At 52.3% G+C, this 17,911-nt stretch carries 18 protein-coding genes; 8 read left to right on the top strand and 10 right to left on the bottom strand.

Features of this window, described 5'->3' with window-relative positions; all coding sequences use genetic code 11:
* Positions 1-47 precede the first annotated feature (47 nt).
* The 4 genes from GTU67_RS03725 to GTU67_RS03710 form a co-directional block, all read right to left on the bottom strand.
* Complete coding sequence (locus GTU67_RS03725; protein WP_185778824.1) at positions 48-1,364, bottom strand: TRAP transporter large permease; 1,317 nt, start codon at positions 1,362-1,364, stop codon at positions 48-50.
* A 29-nt stretch (positions 1,365-1,393) separates the two neighbouring features.
* A complete protein-coding gene (locus GTU67_RS03720) occupies positions 1,394-1,912 on the bottom strand; it encodes a TRAP transporter small permease (RefSeq protein WP_185778823.1) in 519 nt (172 codons plus the stop codon).
* Positions 1,913-1,948: 36 nt separating this feature from the next.
* Positions 1,949-2,920, bottom strand: coding sequence for a TRAP transporter substrate-binding protein DctP (dctP, locus tag GTU67_RS03715; RefSeq protein WP_185778822.1), 972 nt, complete (start codon positions 2,918-2,920; stop codon positions 1,949-1,951).
* A gap of 87 nt (positions 2,921-3,007) precedes the next feature.
* Positions 3,008-3,772 carry an SDR family NAD(P)-dependent oxidoreductase gene (locus tag GTU67_RS03710; protein ID WP_185778821.1) on the bottom strand — a complete coding sequence of 255 codons (765 nt, stop codon included), beginning with the start codon at positions 3,770-3,772 and terminating at the stop codon, positions 3,008-3,010.
* 121 nt (positions 3,773-3,893) lie between these two features.
* Here GTU67_RS03710 and GTU67_RS03705 point away from each other — a divergent pair, with 121 nt between their 5' ends.
* Entirely contained in the window at positions 3,894-5,174 is a 1,281-nt protein-coding gene (locus tag GTU67_RS03705; protein ID WP_185778820.1) for a citrate synthase family protein, read from the top strand.
* A 48-nt stretch (positions 5,175-5,222) separates the two neighbouring features.
* Here GTU67_RS03705 and GTU67_RS03700 read toward each other — a convergent pair whose 3' ends face one another.
* Together GTU67_RS03700 and GTU67_RS03695 are read right to left on the bottom strand one after the other, a co-directional pair.
* Positions 5,223-6,212 (bottom strand): substrate-binding domain-containing protein, encoded by a 990-nt coding sequence (locus tag GTU67_RS03700; protein WP_185778818.1) that lies wholly within the window; start codon positions 6,210-6,212, stop codon positions 5,223-5,225.
* Between the two features lie 44 nt (positions 6,213-6,256).
* On the bottom strand, positions 6,257-7,546 hold the full coding sequence (locus GTU67_RS03695) for a Rieske 2Fe-2S domain-containing protein (RefSeq protein WP_185778817.1): 1,290 nt from the start codon (positions 7,544-7,546) through the stop codon (positions 6,257-6,259).
* Between the two features lie 134 nt (positions 7,547-7,680).
* Between GTU67_RS03695 and GTU67_RS03690 the strand changes: the two genes are divergently transcribed.
* Together GTU67_RS03690 and GTU67_RS03685 are read left to right on the top strand one after the other, a co-directional pair.
* On the top strand, positions 7,681-8,874 hold the full coding sequence (locus GTU67_RS03690) for a Gfo/Idh/MocA family protein (protein ID WP_185778816.1): 1,194 nt from the start codon (positions 7,681-7,683) through the stop codon (positions 8,872-8,874).
* Positions 8,875-8,907: 33 nt separating this feature from the next.
* On the top strand, positions 8,908-9,468 hold the full coding sequence (locus tag GTU67_RS03685) for a MarR family winged helix-turn-helix transcriptional regulator (RefSeq protein ID WP_249417552.1): 561 nt from the start codon (positions 8,908-8,910) through the stop codon (positions 9,466-9,468).
* A gap of 25 nt (positions 9,469-9,493) precedes the next feature.
* On the opposite strand, the gene GTU67_RS03680 is transcribed toward GTU67_RS03685, so the two are convergent.
* A complete protein-coding gene (locus GTU67_RS03680; protein WP_185778815.1) occupies positions 9,494-10,264 on the bottom strand; it encodes a class II aldolase/adducin family protein in 771 nt (256 codons plus the stop codon).
* Between the two features lie 136 nt (positions 10,265-10,400).
* On the opposite strand from GTU67_RS03680, the gene GTU67_RS03675 reads away from it, so the two are divergent.
* Together GTU67_RS03675 and GTU67_RS03670 are read left to right on the top strand one after the other, a co-directional pair.
* On the top strand, positions 10,401-11,312 hold the full coding sequence (locus GTU67_RS03675) for a LysR family transcriptional regulator (protein ID WP_185778814.1): 912 nt from the start codon (positions 10,401-10,403) through the stop codon (positions 11,310-11,312).
* Between the two features lie 78 nt (positions 11,313-11,390).
* Positions 11,391-11,831 (top strand): cysteine hydrolase family protein, encoded by a 441-nt coding sequence (locus GTU67_RS03670; RefSeq protein WP_185778819.1) that lies wholly within the window; start codon positions 11,391-11,393, stop codon positions 11,829-11,831.
* Here GTU67_RS03670 and GTU67_RS03665 read toward each other — a convergent pair.
* Together GTU67_RS03665 and GTU67_RS03660 are read right to left on the bottom strand one after the other, a co-directional pair.
* Positions 11,821-12,810, bottom strand: coding sequence for a substrate-binding domain-containing protein (locus GTU67_RS03665; protein ID WP_185778818.1), 990 nt, complete (start codon positions 12,808-12,810; stop codon positions 11,821-11,823). The genes GTU67_RS03670 and GTU67_RS03665 overlap by 11 nt on opposite strands.
* Before the next feature lie 44 nt (positions 12,811-12,854).
* Positions 12,855-14,144, bottom strand: a complete 1,290-nt coding sequence (locus GTU67_RS03660) for a Rieske 2Fe-2S domain-containing protein (protein WP_185778817.1) — start codon at positions 14,142-14,144, stop codon at positions 12,855-12,857.
* Between the two features lie 134 nt (positions 14,145-14,278).
* On the opposite strand from GTU67_RS03660, the gene GTU67_RS03655 reads away from it, so the two are divergent.
* Entirely contained in the window at positions 14,279-15,472 is a 1,194-nt protein-coding gene (locus GTU67_RS03655; protein ID WP_185778816.1) for a Gfo/Idh/MocA family protein, read from the top strand.
* 33 nt (positions 15,473-15,505) lie between these two features.
* Complete coding sequence (locus tag GTU67_RS03650) at positions 15,506-16,066, top strand: MarR family winged helix-turn-helix transcriptional regulator (RefSeq protein WP_249417552.1); 561 nt, start codon at positions 15,506-15,508, stop codon at positions 16,064-16,066.
* 25 nt (positions 16,067-16,091) lie between these two features.
* Here the strand turns inward: GTU67_RS03650 and GTU67_RS03645 are convergent, their stop codons facing one another.
* Positions 16,092-16,862, bottom strand: a complete 771-nt coding sequence (locus GTU67_RS03645) for a class II aldolase/adducin family protein (protein WP_185778815.1) — start codon at positions 16,860-16,862, stop codon at positions 16,092-16,094.
* 136 nt (positions 16,863-16,998) lie between these two features.
* Here GTU67_RS03645 and GTU67_RS03640 point away from each other — a divergent pair, with 136 nt between their 5' ends.
* Positions 16,999-17,910 (top strand): LysR family transcriptional regulator, encoded by a 912-nt coding sequence (locus GTU67_RS03640; RefSeq protein ID WP_185778814.1) that lies wholly within the window; start codon positions 16,999-17,001, stop codon positions 17,908-17,910.
* Position 17,911: the final 1 nt, after the last annotated feature.

Genomic DNA, 17,911 nt, shown 5'->3' with positions numbered 1-17,911 from the left:
AGCGGTTGGTTTTAAGGGGGCGAAGTACAAAAGTTGCATGCTGCGCATTAGCCGATCAGCCCTGGGAGCCAAGTGGCGATGCCGGGAACCATGAATACGGCGACAAGCATCAGCACGCCAATGATTACGAAGGGCATTGCCGATGCGAATACTTGGTTTATAGATATTGACGGCGGTACTACGCTTTTCATGGTGAAGAGTAGTAATCCGAAGGGGGGCGTCATGAGTCCCATTTGCATGGATATCAGAAATAAAACGCCAAACCAGATTTGATCGATGTCTGCGGCAAGTACTAAGGGCATAAAAAATGGCAACGTAAGCAGCATCATGCTGATTTGATCAACGAAGCAGCCTAAAACAATTAACACCAGAATCATCATGATCAATAGTGTTGTTGTGTTAAGGCTCATTTCGCTGATCATGCCCAGGAATCCGTTTGTGGCACCTGACATTCCTAAAAGTTGGGAGAATGAGGTGGCTCCGACGATAATAAAAAGAATGATTCCCGAGACATGAACTGTGCCTTTCAGGGAGGCAAGCAGGTTGGAGAGCGTTAGCGCGCGGTAGGTCAGTGCCAAAACGATGGTTGCTGCTGCTCCTAATGCGGCGGCCTCGGTTGGTGTCGCGATACCACCGGTCATGGTGCCAATTACTACCGCGAAAATAGACATTAACGGCAGTACGTAGGTTACGAACGGCTTGTACTTTTGCCACCCGGTATATCGAGTGCCAATGTCATCGGAGGGCACCATCGATGGCGAAATTTTGGCGCGCAACAGGATGTAAAGTACGAATAAACTGGCGAGTATCACGCCCGGCAAAATCCCGGCGAACAATAGTTTAGTAATTGAAATGTTCGCAAGACTACCTAAAAGAACGATTAGCGCAGAGGGTGGAATCAGCATGTCGACACCGCCAATCGCAATAATCGGTCCCATGGCCAGACTGGGGTGGTATTTTTTCTTCAGCATGACAGGCGTCATGGATCGTCCGAGCATGGCCGTAGTTGCGATTGTCGACCCTGAGACTGCCGAAAATGCTGTCCCTGCAACCACCGAAATGATTGGAAGGCGTGCTGGAACTCGGTAGATCAATCTATCAAAGCTGTCGATGACTTTGAGTGCCAAGCCGGTCTGAAACAGTACTTCCCCCATCAAGACAAAAAGGGGTATTGGTGTGAGTGAGAAGGTAATCACCGAAGCAATTGAGTTTCGGGCCAATTGGTCAATACCCGCAATGCCACCCATGAACAGGAAGGCACCAATAACATTCGAGGCCAGAAAAGCCATGGCGACGGGTAGTCCGATCAGCATTAAAAGCACGATCGTGCCCATCAAGAGGGCCAGGTTTGTCGTCCAGTCCATATGTTTGTCTCTTTTTGATTTTTCTGGCGTTACGCTACTGAGGTGGCTTCTGCCCGCAGAGTCTTGGCGCCTGCCCATAATCGACGAATTCTGAAGAGGAACTCGATTGCAAGAACAAGAAACATGGCCGCCGCAGGCGCCAGTACCCACCATTCTGGGAAGACCAGAATTTTTAATACAAGCGAACCACTGTCTGCGCTGGAAGTGACCGCTCGTATGCTGGAGACGGTCAAAATAAGGGCTGTTGCAGCGCCGATGATGTCGGCGATTAGTTCGGTTACCCAGGCGGCTTTAGATGGAATCGCACGTAAAAGCATGTCCATGCGGACGTGTTTGCCCTCACGCAGCAGCCAAGGGGCGGCCAAAAAAGTGGATAAGTAAAGTGTGTATTCGGCGACCTCAGGCGACCAGGGGATGTTGCCCCATTTCATCGCCCGAGTCCCGACATCGGCGCAGATCACGGCAACCATGATCATGATGAGTAGGCAAGCAACTAATGCAAGTCCATTGAGAAATTTTTCCCAATAGTGATCGATTTGATCTAGCATGCTTTAAGTCCTCAAGCTCATGGTTGCCGACTAGTGTTATTTCGTTACTAGGTCGCGGAGTTTCTGGCCATGCTCCGGGCTCCGCGAAATAATGCTGGCCCATATGGTGTTGTTGGCCTTCTCTACGTAAGCTGCACTTTCTTTGTCGTCAAAACTAATGGTTTCGATACCTGCAGCCGCCTGACGTTTTTTCTCCTCTTCCCACATTTTTGCGTTGTTGAGGTTAAGGTCTTCCATCCAGCGTGCGGCGTTATTCAGAATTTCTTTTTGTTTGTCGTTTAGCTTGTTCCAGGTGTTTACGTTAATCAGCACACCAACCTCTGTGTTGTAAAAGCCGGGCTCAATACGGTACTTGGTTTGCTCCTGAAGGCTAAGGTCGAAAATGCCAGATACAGGCCACCCGTACCCGTCGACGACGCCACGTTCGAGGGCTGTGTAAAGCTCGCCAGGGGCGATAGTTAATACCGAGCCGCCCAATGACTCAAAGAATGATCGATAGATCGGGATGCCACGAAGTCGCAATCCGTTCAGGTCCGGAGAAGAGATCGGCTTTTTCAGGAAAAGATGGTAGGGCATTTGATCAATGGCGCGACCAAGATATCGTGCATTGAGTTTCTCACCCCAGATTTTGTTGATGTAGTCGTACGCACCGTTTTTGTGCCACTCCTGGACCGGTATCGTACTGACTGACAGGGCGTCCGACTCGGGAAGCAGGTTCGTATAGAAATTACCGGTGACGTTTGCCATATCGATAACGCCCGCTTTGATAGCATTGCCGACTTCAAACGGGGGCATTACTTTTGCTCCGCCGCCCAGATATTGAATCTGTATATTGCCTTTTCCGTCTTCGTTCACTTTTTTGACAAATTTCTCGAAGTTTTGCGAGAAGAAGTTGCCTTCAGGCCATGCGCTCACGGCCCGAATGGTAATTTGCTCGGCTTGAGCTGCAGTGCTCATTGCGAATGTGATGGATGCTGCTGCCAGCAGAAATCGCTTGGTAAGTGTCATGATTGTCTCCTCTGGTTTTTTTGGGGGGGGCCGCGTTTTATTTGTTGTGCGAAAGGCGAACGATGAAACAGTGGCTGATTTGCCTGATTACAGGAACGTCAGTCCGCCATCTACGATCAATGACTGGCCAGTAATAAAACGGCTATCTTCCGAGGCCAAAAATACGGCGACGCCAGTCAGGTCTTCAGGGTTCTCTTCCCTAGGTATAGAACGCATCGCTATTTGCGCTTCCTTCTGCGCTGCCGTTACCGTTTCCCTCGAGATTTCCGTATCGGTTGCGCCCGGTAGTATGGCGTTGACAGTAATGCCGTCGCGCCCAAGCTCTTTAGCCATAGAGCGGGTCATGCCTATAACTGCAGCTTTGGATGTCGTGTAGTGAAGATAATGCGGCCGTCCCATTGTTACTGCAGCGGACGAAATGTTGATGATGCGGCCCCAATTGTTTTTGCGCATTGTCGGCAGGAACGCTTTAACCATTAACAGCGTGCCAGTGACGTTGACATGCATCACCTTAGTCCACTCATCCATTGGGATTTCTTCGAAGGGCCGCATCTTGAGTGTCGAGAAAATGGCCGCATTGTTGATCAGGATGTCGGCCTGCCCATAGGCCTCTAAGATTTTTTGATGCGCGTTTTGAACCGAGGACTCATTGCCGATATCAACGGCGACGGCAATGCATTGCCCACCATTGGCCTGGACTTCGGCGGCGACATTGGCGACGCCTTCTGTGTTGATGTCTAGCGCTGCAACCTTGTAGCCTAGTGCCCCAAATTTATGAGCGTAAGCTCGCCCAATGCCTTGGGCTGCGCCGGTGATTACTACAACGCGTTGTACCGAACGGCTCGTTTCCATTCTTGTCTCCGTTTGACTAGCTGATGCTGGACTTTTTTATATGTTTGAATGTAGTCTATCGATCAGTAGATATTGATTCAATCTCGATTCAACAATCGATCAATATAAATACCTAGGATGTATGCCAGAAGCGAAAAAAAACATATCTCCCGATAGCCTGCAGGACTCGGAGCTCTTGAGCGCGAAGCAGGCTTGCGAGGTGCTTGGCGTCAAGCCCGCAACGCTCTATACCTATGTCAGCCGTGGGAAGTTACATCCGGTAGGACAGTCGACGGGGCGCGAGAGCCTCTACTTGCGTCAGGATGTCCTTGGGCTGAAAGCGCGCAGCGAGTCTCGCCTGGGTCATGGGGCGGTGGCGGCCAGCGCGATGCGTTGGGGGCAGCCGGTTATTAATACAAGCATTACCGAGATTACGAGCCGGGGGCCAAAATACCGTGGGTACTTGGCAACCGAGCTGGCGACGTATCCAGGCGCATTTGAAGGTGTTGCCGAGTTGCTTTGGTCCGGGGTGCTTCCAAGCGGTCGGCATACTTGGCCCGTCGAGCCGATGGATATCGATGTTCAGGGGGCACTTGACGGCATGCATATCGAGCGTATGCCTAGTTTGCGCATGATGCGGGTGCTTGCTATTGCAGCCACCTCTATGGGAGGCGGGACGCTGGCCGAGGAGCTTCGAAGCGGCTCTTTAACACGCTACTCGCGTCAACTGATCTTTGCTTTTGTGGGTTGCTGCGGCATTTTAGGGATAAAGAAAAAATTTCACGAGCCAGTTGGCGAGCAGCCGATTGCTGCGCACATTGTTGATGCGTTGGGCATGCCCGCAGATCCGCTCTTGGTTGATGCGATTAACGCGGCCTTGATTGTCGGGGCTGATCACGAGCTATCTCCTGCTACCTTCGCGGCACGCATTGCAGCTTCGGTTGGCGCCGGCTTGCATGCTTGTGTTGTCGCTGCTTTGGCTACTCAAGTTGGAAGTACGCTTGGCGGAGGGTGTGATCAAGCTGATCAATTGCTCCGGGGATTTGCCTCACAGGCTCAGATTCGAGCTCGTGTAGACGAAGCGGATCGCCACCGCGAAAGGCTGCCGGGTTTTGCGCTGTCTTTGTATCCCGACGGCGACCCTCGTGCTGTTTTGTTGATTGAGCTTGTAAAGAAACTAGGAAAGCAGTCCCGACAGTCGGAGTTGGCTTTTCGATTCATCGACGATGTGCAGAGCCGCCTTGGTATCCATCCGAACATCGAAGTGGGGCTGGCGATGTTGTGTCTGGCCGGAGGCTTGCCCGAGCGCACTGCTGGGGCGCTTTGGGGAATAGGTCGATCGGCAGGATGGATTGCTCATGTTCTTGAGCAACGCCTTGCTGGCTTTGTATTGAGGCCGCGTGGCAATTACGCGGTACGCTAAGTTTGGTGGGGAGGTCGGGGAATGGAAGCCACCCGACCTCATACCGACTTAAATTTTGACGGTTTCGTATGTGGCGGGATGGAAAATTTCATCGACACTCATCAAGCGTGCCGAAAGTCCTTGTTTGTGATGATGATGGACGAAGGCCTCGAGTGTTTTCCTGTTTCGATCAACCCCATATGACCAATAGTCTTCGCCCATGAGTGCTTTTGCGGCTTTCAGCTGTTCTTCTACGAAGGGAAGCGTGACTTTTGTCGCAGACGTGTCGGCCAGTTTTTCAAGAGCGAAGCGTTTTGCTTGTTCAAATGCCTTATAGACCGCATTCGCTAGCCAGGGGTGCTGCTCCAGCAGGGTTTTGCGGATACCCACGACATGCATAATTGGGTAAATGCCTGTTCGTTTGAAGTAGTCTTTTGCCGTCGCTGTGGGGTCAGGGAATAGCCAGCCAACGTTTGGGTTCGTTGCGGCGCTGCCTGCGGGTGGTCGAGGTCCAATGAACCCGTCAATATCGCCTCGGCTTATCATTTCCGAAATGGTTTCGCCCTCGGGTGCGTTTTCAAGCTTAATGTCGTTTGGCAGTTGGAGTTTGATTTTTTCGGGTCGCCCTGGCTCTGCAATACCCCCTCTTACCCAGGTTACGCTTGAAGGCGTCACGCCGTAATCATCTTCAAGAATTGCACGTGCCCATACGTTAGCTGTAAGTTGGTATTCGGGCAGGCCAATGCGCCGGCCGCGCAGGTCTTCAGGTCGTTTAATTCGGTCGGTGCGAACGTAAATTGAGGTGTGACGAAAGGCACGCGAAAGAAATACCGGAATGGCGACATAAGCATTTTGCCCTTGAGAGGCTTTCACCAGATAGCTAGAGAACGACATTTCCGCAATATCAAATTCAGTGTTCCGGAAGGCCCGAAAAAATATCTCTTCCGGTGAAAGTGTCATGTAGACCGGATCGACGCCATCAACCAGCACGTTGCCGTCCAGCAGTGCTCTGGTGCGGTCGTAGTCACCCATAGCGATAGAAAGTTGTAGTCGTGCCAATTTAGGCTCCTGTAATAGTTCTACGTAAATTTGGGTCGTGGGCGTTACGCCGTTGCCTTGTCGGTTTCCCAGACAGGACCAACTTCATGTGTTCTCCAGTCGGTCCCTTTTGGCACCATGGTCTGAAAAGCGCAGATGTGCTTGGGTATGGCGTAGGTGCCAGCACCAATGACCTCACCGGTTTCCCTGAATACCTGCACTGCCTTAAGCATTTGCTTGCGAAACTCTGCTACGGCGATATCGCTTGCCCCAAGGTGGTCGGCGGTCCGGTCGGCAATAGCGCCCATCGTGCACCACATGGCAACGTCTTGGTTCGGGAAACCGGTAATGCCCGTGAAGTTACCTGCTTTCATGGCGTCACGATCTTGCCAGAAACTGTTTTCAACGGTGCGTAGCGGCCGATAATTCTGGTCGAGGTCTACACCTACCGTTTGCCCCAAGAACTTTCGCCATTGCTCGGTGTTTGGGGTTTGGGCAGGATGGCCCCACGCGATGAAGTAGAACACCGTAGTGGTGTCGTCGGCCGGCACGTTGATGTTGGCGACGTTATAAAGATTGTTGGGTGGTATTAGTGCGGTAGCGGGGGCAACGAATACTGTTGAGCGCACGTAATCGTTAACGTCGGCATTATGTATCGGGATACGAATGGCGGCGTAGCGAAAGCCGTATGGCGTTCTGTCGATTTGAAGTCGTGGCGCTTTGTCGTTGGATGGACGAAGCCATAGGCTATCAGTGGCTTCTGCGCCGCTAACTGACTCTGTAGAGACCATGTCGGAAGAGTGCAGACTCGAGCTATGCGCCGAGTCGATTGCACCTTCGAGAATTTGGGCCCAGTTGCAGGGCAGAACGGCCTTTGCAATGGTGACTTGTGTATCTGCCGTCGGCGCCCATGCCGGCGGCTGAAATTCTGGGATGGCATCTTGCGGACCCATATAGGCCCAAATCATACCGCCCCATTCTTTAACGGGGTAGGCGGGATGTTTGATGCCAGCCGCCATGCGATTGCCACCGGGCTCGGAGACCATTTCGAGAATGTTTCCGTGAATATCGAATTTCCAGCCGTGATACAAGCAGCGTAGCCCCCCCTCTTCGTTTCGGCCCAAGGCTAGAGATGGGCCCCGATGAGGACAGTGTTCTGCGATGACGCCTACCTTGCCTGAGGTATCTCGGAATACGACAAGGGGCTCCCCGAATATTCTTGCTTTTACGGGTGTGCCGTCGGGTTCTGCGACTTCTTCCACAAGACAAACAGGCGTCCAGTGACGTCGCATCAATTGCCCCATCGGAGCGTCTCCGGTAACTCGGCAAAGAAGATCGTTTTCTTCTGGTGTCATGACTACCTCCGTTTATGTTGTCGCGCGCAAATGAATGCGCCTGTGGTGACCAAGATTTATTGTTAGATATCTAACTATATTTGGACTATATTATTAGATATCTAACTTAGTTGCAATATGTTCAGGGGAGTTGAATGGAGAAGAAGCCGATCGGGCTGGGTGTCGTGGGCTTGGGGCGCGCGTTCACGCTGATGCTTCCTACGTTTATTCAGGACGAGCGAATCCGCTTGGTGGCGGCCGTTGATCCCCAGCCGGGTCCCCGCACGCAATTCGAGGCGGATTTTGGCGGACGCGTATATGACTCTGTGGCGGCGCTTTGTGGCGATCCGCTGGTTGAGGCTGTGTATATTGCGTCCCCGCACCAGTACCACGCCGAGCATGTTGCTCTAGCAGCGTCAGCCGGTAAGGCGGTGCTTGTAGAAAAGCCCCTGGCCATAACGCTGGAAGATTGCACCCGTATTGTGGAGGTGGCACATGAGGCACGGGTTCCTATCGTGGTGGGACATTCGCATAGTTTTGACGGCCCCGTTTTGCATGCTGCTCGATTGATACAGTCAGGCACTTTGGGTAGGCCTCGAATGCTGCATACGATGAATTACACAGATTATCTATACCGTCCGCGGCGACCAGAGGAACTGGATACGCGTCAGGGTGGCGGGGTTGTGTTCAGTCAGGCTGCCCATCAGGTTGACATCGTTCGCCTATTGTTGGGTGGCGAAGCTACCAGTGTTAGGGCGTATACAGGCTGTTGGGACACGACACGACCTACCGAAGGTGCCTACATGGCGCTGGTTGGGTTTGAGGGCGGGGCGTTTGCTTCATTGACCTACAGTGGCTTTGCGCATTACGACAGCGATCAATTAATGGGCAACATTAGCGAGATGGGTGAAATAAAGCCATTGGATGCCTATGGTCAGTCACGTGCCCGATTAGCGTCGGCTAATGCGGATCGGGAGGCTCAGCTTAAGGCCGCTCGTAACTATGGCGGCAGTGCCTATCGCCCGATGTCGGTTTCCGCGGGGGCCTATCATCAGCATTTCGGGCCTGTAATTGTTTCGATGGACCATGCAGATATTAGTTTGACGCCGGAAGGGCTATGGGTGTGTGGAGATATGCAACGGGAACTCCGGCCAACGCCGAAATGTGATGTGCCTCGGGTCGAAGTGGTTGATGAGTTATGGGCCAGCGTACGCGAGGTGCGCCCACCGCTGCATTCCGCGGCGTGGGCACGTGCAAACATCGAGGTGTGTTTGGCCATTCTGGAGTCTGCCCGAACCGGCAAAGAGGTAGCCTTAACCCATCAGGTCAAGGCCGGGATTGTGGCTTAGACTAATGCGTAAAATTTTGGAGCGTGATTGGTAATGACTGAAAAGAGTGTTGTTCTGGGCCGCCGCGACTGGCTGGAATCAATCCCGCAAGACCGTTTGGCACACCTGATTAAAGATGCCCGGCGCGCCATGGAGAGGTCGCTTCAAATTCGACTTATAGATCACTCGGTTTCATTCGGGCACTGGTCTTTCCTGCGCATATTGTGGGAGCACGACGGATTGACTCAGCGCGAACTGAGCGAAACTGCGGGGATGTCGGCGCCAACGACATTAGCGGCGATCCGCGCGATGGAGTCTTTGGGCTACGTCGAGCGTAAGCAAAAATCGGGGAATCGAAAGAACGTTTATCTGTACCTTACCGATTCAGGCAAGGCGTTAAAGACAACCCTCCTGCCGCTGGCCGAGGAAGTTAATGCTTTGGCTGTACAAGGTCTTTCTGTCCAGGAAGTGCTTATAGCGAGAAAAGTGTTGGCCAAAGTTATTGAAAATCTGGCGATGGACGAGCAAGAGCTGCTGCACTCTGAGAATAGAAAAGTACCCTCAACACGACACCTGGCTCGGTTAAGGTTGGCAGATGAGGCGGATGAGGTTTAATCATTAACGCCAACCTGTACTGCCCTCAGTTGACTTCGTCAGCTTCTTGTTTCCAGAGATTCCAGGCCCGGATGACTTGTGTTTCGATCGTTTCAGTAGCTGCTGCCGCCTCTTTCTCTGATAAGTAGCGTGGCTGCCCAAGCTGTAATGCTTGTAGTTGCGTCTTTGCGTTAATTTCAGCGTACACGGCGCGATACACAACTTTCTTGAGGTCATCTGCCACAACGGTAGACCCGTGGCCTCGCATCAAAACAAGTGTTTTTTTATCCAGGGTTCGGGCAAGCGCCTTTCCTAGGGGGGCGTCGGTAACCAAAAGATTACTGCCGTCGCCGATTTCATCGCTGATTTCAAATATCGGTGCGCCAATGCCCAAGAAACCAGCCATGTGACAAACGGGTCGAAGTGGAGCGGTGCGCACAACACTAAACGGAACGACGGAGGGTGAGTGGCTGTGTACGACAGCCATGACATCTGGGCGGGCCTTGTAGATCTCGCCGTGGATGAAGCGCTCCAGATATACCTTCCGACCATTTGCATTAAGGGGCCGACTGTCCAGGTCATATTGAATAATATCTTCGGCCTCAACTTGACCTGGGGCCATGTTACGACACAGCAGGTAGCGTTTTGGATTCTCGGGGTGTCGAACGCTCACATGACCAAAGGCGTCGAGCACACCCTGGGCGTACAGAATATGGTTGGCCGTTACCAGGTCGTTGATTAGCTCAGCGTTGGTTGGGGTTGGTTGATCAATATCTGTTGAGTCCCTATTTGTCGAAAGCGGCTGGATTGTATTCATGGTTGTGCGGCCTCTGTAATGGGCGAAAGGTGCGTTGTTGGTATATACGCCTCATAGGTTAGTGCTGTGCACCCGAGCCGTCTATTTTGAGATCGCTATACTTTGTATCAATAAAATTGATAAGAGACGTTTCTAAATGCTCAACAGTTCAATTAAAAACCTTGATCTTCGCTTGCTTGCGGTGTTCGATGAAATGTTTAGAACGGGTAGTGTGTCTGCGACAGCAGAGGCTTTGCATATGACCCAACCAGCGGTAAGCATGTGTTTGTCGCGTTTGCGCCGACAGTTCGGTGATGCGTTGTTTGTTCGTACAAATGCGGGGATGGCTCCAACGCCGCACGCTTTGTCGCTGCAGGAGCCTTTGGGCAAAGCTTATCGCTTATTGTGCGACGCGACGAGTTCAAGGGATCCGTTCGATGCGAGTACCTCAAGTCGGGTGTTTCGCATTGCGATGGCCGATGCGGGTTACTTGGCGCTCTTTAAACCGTTGTTTGAGTTCAAGCAGCGCCAGGCACCAAACATCAGTTTCGAGTTTCGTTCGATCAGCAAGGATACAGGTGCGCTCATGGCCGAAGGCGAAATTGATTTGACGATTGCCTTTTCCCCGCAACTTGGCCCAGGCATTTATCAGCAGTTATTGATCGAGCAGGATTTTGTAGGTGCAGTAAGGTGCGACCACCCTCGAATTGATCGTCAGATCTCGTGGTCGGACTATGCCGGAGAACAGCATCTGGCTGTCTCGTTGCAGGGAACCGGACATTGGGTGCTTAACAATGCTATCGAAGAGGTCGGTATCGTCAGACATATCGGTTGGCAGGCCGAAAGCTATTTGGCGGTGCCGCCAATAATTCCTTTTAGCGATTACATAGTGACTTTGCCTAAGGCGATGGCTCGATTTTTTGCCGAGCGGGGCGTGCTCAAGTACTTTGAGCTTCCCTTCAAAACGCCACGCATACTTGTCATGCAGCATTGGCACGAGCGATTTCATCGTGACCCGGGCGTAGTTTGGTTGCGCAAGGTAATGTTTGAACTATTCAGGGATCTGTGAGACGGTAGAACCTGTTCGCGTATCAATTTATGTGCACTAGAAGAGTACGCTTCTGCAAACAAACGAAAAGGGGGGGCTATGGGTGGGTTGACTGATGACGAGGCTTTTTTCGCCGCGAGAGGTTTTGGTGTAAAGATCGGGTTTGGTAAACGGCCGGCGGTGCTGGTTATTGATCTGACGAAAGGGTTTACCGATGCTCAAAGACCTTTAGGCGCTGATCTTTCCAGTCAAATAACAGTGGCAAACGAAATTATCACTTCTGCCAAAAACAAGGAGGTGCCAGTAATTTTTACTGCCGTTAGATACGACAACCCCAACTTGATTGATGCCGGCATATGGGCGATGAAACAAAAAGGCGTTGCTAGTTTATTGGCCAGTGGGGATGGGCACGAGTTAGATGAGCGTTTAAGTGCCAATTGGCTTTGTATTGAGGCCGCGTGGCAATTACGCGGTACGCTAAGTTTGGTGGGGAGGTCGGGGAATGGAAGCCACCCGACCTCATACCGACTTAAATTTTGACGGTTTCGTATGTGGCGGGATGGAAAATTTCATCGACACTCATCAAGCGTGCCGAAAGTCCTTGTTTGTGATGATGATGGACGAAGGCCTCGAGTGTTTTCCTGTTTCGATCAACCCCATATGACCAATAGTCTTCGCCCATGAGTGCTTTTGCGGCTTTCAGCTGTTCTTCTACGAAGGGAAGCGTGACTTTTGTCGCAGACGTGTCGGCCAGTTTTTCAAGAGCGAAGCGTTTTGCTTGTTCAAATGCCTTATAGACCGCATTCGCTAGCCAGGGGTGCTGCTCCAGCAGGGTTTTGCGGATACCCACGACATGCATAATTGGGTAAATGCCTGTTCGTTTGAAGTAGTCTTTTGCCGTCGCTGTGGGGTCAGGGAATAGCCAGCCAACGTTTGGGTTCGTTGCGGCGCTGCCTGCGGGTGGTCGAGGTCCAATGAACCCGTCAATATCGCCTCGGCTTATCATTTCCGAAATGGTTTCGCCCTCGGGTGCGTTTTCAAGCTTAATGTCGTTTGGCAGTTGGAGTTTGATTTTTTCGGGTCGCCCTGGCTCTGCAATACCCCCTCTTACCCAGGTTACGCTTGAAGGCGTCACGCCGTAATCATCTTCAAGAATTGCACGTGCCCATACGTTAGCTGTAAGTTGGTATTCGGGCAGGCCAATGCGCCGGCCGCGCAGGTCTTCAGGTCGTTTAATTCGGTCGGTGCGAACGTAAATTGAGGTGTGACGAAAGGCACGCGAAAGAAATACCGGAATGGCGACATAAGCATTTTGCCCTTGAGAGGCTTTCACCAGATAGCTAGAGAACGACATTTCCGCAATATCAAATTCAGTGTTCCGGAAGGCCCGAAAAAATATCTCTTCCGGTGAAAGTGTCATGTAGACCGGATCGACGCCATCAACCAGCACGTTGCCGTCCAGCAGTGCTCTGGTGCGGTCGTAGTCACCCATAGCGATAGAAAGTTGTAGTCGTGCCAATTTAGGCTCCTGTAATAGTTCTACGTAAATTTGGGTCGTGGGCGTTACGCCGTTGCCTTGTCGGTTTCCCAGACAGGACCAACTTCATGTGTTCTCCAGTCGGTCCCTTTTGGCACCATGGTCTGAAAAGCGCAGATGTGCTTGGGTATGGCGTAGGTGCCAGCACCAATGACCTCACCGGTTTCCCTGAATACCTGCACTGCCTTAAGCATTTGCTTGCGAAACTCTGCTACGGCGATATCGCTTGCCCCAAGGTGGTCGGCGGTCCGGTCGGCAATAGCGCCCATCGTGCACCACATGGCAACGTCTTGGTTCGGGAAACCGGTAATGCCCGTGAAGTTACCTGCTTTCATGGCGTCACGATCTTGCCAGAAACTGTTTTCAACGGTGCGTAGCGGCCGATAATTCTGGTCGAGGTCTACACCTACCGTTTGCCCCAAGAACTTTCGCCATTGCTCGGTGTTTGGGGTTTGGGCAGGATGGCCCCACGCGATGAAGTAGAACACCGTAGTGGTGTCGTCGGCCGGCACGTTGATGTTGGCGACGTTATAAAGATTGTTGGGTGGTATTAGTGCGGTAGCGGGGGCAACGAATACTGTTGAGCGCACGTAATCGTTAACGTCGGCATTATGTATCGGGATACGAATGGCGGCGTAGCGAAAGCCGTATGGCGTTCTGTCGATTTGAAGTCGTGGCGCTTTGTCGTTGGATGGACGAAGCCATAGGCTATCAGTGGCTTCTGCGCCGCTAACTGACTCTGTAGAGACCATGTCGGAAGAGTGCAGACTCGAGCTATGCGCCGAGTCGATTGCACCTTCGAGAATTTGGGCCCAGTTGCAGGGCAGAACGGCCTTTGCAATGGTGACTTGTGTATCTGCCGTCGGCGCCCATGCCGGCGGCTGAAATTCTGGGATGGCATCTTGCGGACCCATATAGGCCCAAATCATACCGCCCCATTCTTTAACGGGGTAGGCGGGATGTTTGATGCCAGCCGCCATGCGATTGCCACCGGGCTCGGAGACCATTTCGAGAATGTTTCCGTGAATATCGAATTTCCAGCCGTGATACAAGCAGCGTAGCCCCCCCTCTTCGTTTCGGCCCAAGGCTAGAGATGGGCCCCGATGAGGACAGTGTTCTGCGATGACGCCTACCTTGCCTGAGGTATCTCGGAATACGACAAGGGGCTCCCCGAATATTCTTGCTTTTACGGGTGTGCCGTCGGGTTCTGCGACTTCTTCCACAAGACAAACAGGCGTCCAGTGACGTCGCATCAATTGCCCCATCGGAGCGTCTCCGGTAACTCGGCAAAGAAGATCGTTTTCTTCTGGTGTCATGACTACCTCCGTTTATGTTGTCGCGCGCAAATGAATGCGCCTGTGGTGACCAAGATTTATTGTTAGATATCTAACTATATTTGGACTATATTATTAGATATCTAACTTAGTTGCAATATGTTCAGGGGAGTTGAATGGAGAAGAAGCCGATCGGGCTGGGTGTCGTGGGCTTGGGGCGCGCGTTCACGCTGATGCTTCCTACGTTTATTCAGGACGAGCGAATCCGCTTGGTGGCGGCCGTTGATCCCCAGCCGGGTCCCCGCACGCAATTCGAGGCGGATTTTGGCGGACGCGTATATGACTCTGTGGCGGCGCTTTGTGGCGATCCGCTGGTTGAGGCTGTGTATATTGCGTCCCCGCACCAGTACCACGCCGAGCATGTTGCTCTAGCAGCGTCAGCCGGTAAGGCGGTGCTTGTAGAAAAGCCCCTGGCCATAACGCTGGAAGATTGCACCCGTATTGTGGAGGTGGCACATGAGGCACGGGTTCCTATCGTGGTGGGACATTCGCATAGTTTTGACGGCCCCGTTTTGCATGCTGCTCGATTGATACAGTCAGGCACTTTGGGTAGGCCTCGAATGCTGCATACGATGAATTACACAGATTATCTATACCGTCCGCGGCGACCAGAGGAACTGGATACGCGTCAGGGTGGCGGGGTTGTGTTCAGTCAGGCTGCCCATCAGGTTGACATCGTTCGCCTATTGTTGGGTGGCGAAGCTACCAGTGTTAGGGCGTATACAGGCTGTTGGGACACGACACGACCTACCGAAGGTGCCTACATGGCGCTGGTTGGGTTTGAGGGCGGGGCGTTTGCTTCATTGACCTACAGTGGCTTTGCGCATTACGACAGCGATCAATTAATGGGCAACATTAGCGAGATGGGTGAAATAAAGCCATTGGATGCCTATGGTCAGTCACGTGCCCGATTAGCGTCGGCTAATGCGGATCGGGAGGCTCAGCTTAAGGCCGCTCGTAACTATGGCGGCAGTGCCTATCGCCCGATGTCGGTTTCCGCGGGGGCCTATCATCAGCATTTCGGGCCTGTAATTGTTTCGATGGACCATGCAGATATTAGTTTGACGCCGGAAGGGCTATGGGTGTGTGGAGATATGCAACGGGAACTCCGGCCAACGCCGAAATGTGATGTGCCTCGGGTCGAAGTGGTTGATGAGTTATGGGCCAGCGTACGCGAGGTGCGCCCACCGCTGCATTCCGCGGCGTGGGCACGTGCAAACATCGAGGTGTGTTTGGCCATTCTGGAGTCTGCCCGAACCGGCAAAGAGGTAGCCTTAACCCATCAGGTCAAGGCCGGGATTGTGGCTTAGACTAATGCGTAAAATTTTGGAGCGTGATTGGTAATGACTGAAAAGAGTGTTGTTCTGGGCCGCCGCGACTGGCTGGAATCAATCCCGCAAGACCGTTTGGCACACCTGATTAAAGATGCCCGGCGCGCCATGGAGAGGTCGCTTCAAATTCGACTTATAGATCACTCGGTTTCATTCGGGCACTGGTCTTTCCTGCGCATATTGTGGGAGCACGACGGATTGACTCAGCGCGAACTGAGCGAAACTGCGGGGATGTCGGCGCCAACGACATTAGCGGCGATCCGCGCGATGGAGTCTTTGGGCTACGTCGAGCGTAAGCAAAAATCGGGGAATCGAAAGAACGTTTATCTGTACCTTACCGATTCAGGCAAGGCGTTAAAGACAACCCTCCTGCCGCTGGCCGAGGAAGTTAATGCTTTGGCTGTACAAGGTCTTTCTGTCCAGGAAGTGCTTATAGCGAGAAAAGTGTTGGCCAAAGTTATTGAAAATCTGGCGATGGACGAGCAAGAGCTGCTGCACTCTGAGAATAGAAAAGTACCCTCAACACGACACCTGGCTCGGTTAAGGTTGGCAGATGAGGCGGATGAGGTTTAATCATTAACGCCAACCTGTACTGCCCTCAGTTGACTTCGTCAGCTTCTTGTTTCCAGAGATTCCAGGCCCGGATGACTTGTGTTTCGATCGTTTCAGTAGCTGCTGCCGCCTCTTTCTCTGATAAGTAGCGTGGCTGCCCAAGCTGTAATGCTTGTAGTTGCGTCTTTGCGTTAATTTCAGCGTACACGGCGCGATACACAACTTTCTTGAGGTCATCTGCCACAACGGTAGACCCGTGGCCTCGCATCAAAACAAGTGTTTTTTTATCCAGGGTTCGGGCAAGCGCCTTTCCTAGGGGGGCGTCGGTAACCAAAAGATTACTGCCGTCGCCGATTTCATCGCTGATTTCAAATATCGGTGCGCCAATGCCCAAGAAACCAGCCATGTGACAAACGGGTCGAAGTGGAGCGGTGCGCACAACACTAAACGGAACGACGGAGGGTGAGTGGCTGTGTACGACAGCCATGACATCTGGGCGGGCCTTGTAGATCTCGCCGTGGATGAAGCGCTCCAGATATACCTTCCGACCATTTGCATTAAGGGGCCGACTGTCCAGGTCATATTGAATAATATCTTCGGCCTCAACTTGACCTGGGGCCATGTTACGACACAGCAGGTAGCGTTTTGGATTCTCGGGGTGTCGAACGCTCACATGACCAAAGGCGTCGAGCACACCCTGGGCGTACAGAATATGGTTGGCCGTTACCAGGTCGTTGATTAGCTCAGCGTTGGTTGGGGTTGGTTGATCAATATCTGTTGAGTCCCTATTTGTCGAAAGCGGCTGGATTGTATTCATGGTTGTGCGGCCTCTGTAATGGGCGAAAGGTGCGTTGTTGGTATATACGCCTCATAGGTTAGTGCTGTGCACCCGAGCCGTCTATTTTGAGATCGCTATACTTTGTATCAATAAAATTGATAAGAGACGTTTCTAAATGCTCAACAGTTCAATTAAAAACCTTGATCTTCGCTTGCTTGCGGTGTTCGATGAAATGTTTAGAACGGGTAGTGTGTCTGCGACAGCAGAGGCTTTGCATATGACCCAACCAGCGGTAAGCATGTGTTTGTCGCGTTTGCGCCGACAGTTCGGTGATGCGTTGTTTGTTCGTACAAATGCGGGGATGGCTCCAACGCCGCACGCTTTGTCGCTGCAGGAGCCTTTGGGCAAAGCTTATCGCTTATTGTGCGACGCGACGAGTTCAAGGGATCCGTTCGATGCGAGTACCTCAAGTCGGGTGTTTCGCATTGCGATGGCCGATGCGGGTTACTTGGCGCTCTTTAAACCGTTGTTTGAGTTCAAGCAGCGCCAGGCACCAAACATCAGTTTCGAGTTTCGTTCGATCAGCAAGGATACAGGTGCGCTCATGGCCGAAGGCGAAATTGATTTGACGATTGCCTTTTCCCCGCAACTTGGCCCAGGCATTTATCAGCAGTTATTGATCGAGCAGGATTTTGTAGGTGCAGTAAGGTGCGACCACCCTCGAATTGATCGTCAGATCTCGTGGTCGGACTATGCCGGAGAACAGCATCTGGCTGTCTCGTTGCAGGGAACCGGACATTGGGTGCTTAACAATGCTATCGAAGAGGTCGGTATCGTCAGACATATCGGTTGGCAGGCCGAAAGCTATTTGGCGGTGCCGCCAATAATTCCTTTTAGCGATTACATAGTGACTTTGCCTAAGGCGATGGCTCGATTTTTTGCCGAGCGGGGCGTGCTCAAGTACTTTGAGCTTCCCTTCAAAACGCCACGCATACTTGTCATGCAGCATTGGCACGAGCGATTTCATCGTGACCCGGGCGTAGTTTGGTTGCGCAAGGTAATGTTTGAACTATTCAGGGATCTGTGAG

Source organism: Pusillimonas minor, from assembly GCF_014237865.1.
Taxonomy (GTDB): Bacteria; Pseudomonadota; Gammaproteobacteria; order Burkholderiales; family Burkholderiaceae_B; genus Neopusillimonas; species Neopusillimonas minor.
The sequence above is the reverse complement of the archived record's forward strand: the minus strand, read 5'-3'. Positions and strand labels throughout refer to the sequence as shown.